The sequence below is a fragment of the Candidatus Streptomyces philanthi genome (genome assembly GCF_059553635.1).
In genome coordinates this window covers 1-1,051 of the sequence record NZ_JCANQV010000628.1, presented here as the reverse complement: position 1 = coordinate 1,051, position 1,051 = coordinate 1, and the positions used below count along the sequence as shown (strand labels likewise).

General features: G+C 67.0%; 1 protein-coding gene. It reads left to right on the top strand.

Annotation, left to right across the window (positions count from 1 at the left end; all coding sequences use genetic code 11):
* Positions 1–116 precede the first annotated feature (116 nt).
* Positions 117–1,051: RNA-guided endonuclease InsQ/TnpB family protein (locus AC51EU_RS30735; RefSeq protein WP_496270368.1), on the top strand; the 935-nt coding region annotated here is incomplete at its 3' end.

The following is a 1,051-nucleotide window of genomic DNA, read 5'->3' as shown; positions in this document are numbered from 1 at the left end:
CGGTACTTCGTCACGAAGACCAAGTGCACATGCATCTGCATCGCCGAAACAACATGTCCGCCCCGCCTGTAATCGTTCCGCCCCTCCTTAAGACCAATCGTCGTAGAGTCGTGGACATGCAGCTCCGCTACAACTACCGGGCCTACCCGGACGCCGCACAGTGCCGTGCGCTGGCCAGGGCGTTCGGGTGTGCCCGCGTGGTGTGGAACGACTGCCTGCGCGACCGGAAGGAAGCGCACGCGGCGGGGCTGCCGTACGTGAAGTCGGCGGAGTTGTCCCGGCTTCGCATCACCCAGGCCAAGCGCACCGGGGAACGCGCCTGGCTCGCCGACGTGTCGGCAGTCATCCTGCAACAGTCCCTGCGGGACCTCGACACCGCCTACAAGAACTTCTTCGACTCGGTCACAGGCAAGCGGCGGGGCCGCAAGGTCGGCCCTCCCCGCTACAAGTCGAAGAAGGACACCCGGCAGTCCATCCGCCTCAACACCAACGCCTTCTCCCTCCAGGACGACGGCACGGTGTACGTGGCCAAGGTCGGCAACCTCAAGGTCACGTGGTCCCGCCGACTGCCGGCAGCCCCGACCTCTCTCACCGTCACCAAAGACAGTGCCGACCGGTACTTCCTCAGCTTCGTCGTCGACACCGAGCCGGACATCCTCCCCGGCCTGGAAACCGACGCCGGGATCGACCTCGGCCTGTCCGCCTTCGCCGTCCTGTCCGACGGCCGGAAGATCGGCAGCCCGCGCTTCCTGCGCCGGGCGGAGAAGAAGCTGGGGCGTCTTCAGCGGGAGCTGTCCCGTAAGGCCAAGGGATCGAGGAACCGGGCCAAGGCCCGCGTCAAGGTCGCACGCCAGCACGCCAGGGTGGCCGACCGGCGCCGGGACTTCCACCACAAGGTTTCCACGCAGATCATTCGCGACAACCAAGCGGTGTACGTGGAAGACCTCGCGGTGTCCGGCCTCGGCCGCACCCGGCTCGCCAAGTCCGTGCACGACGCGGGATGGTCCGCGTTCGTCGGCATGCTGGAGTACAAGGCGGCTCTGCACGGCCG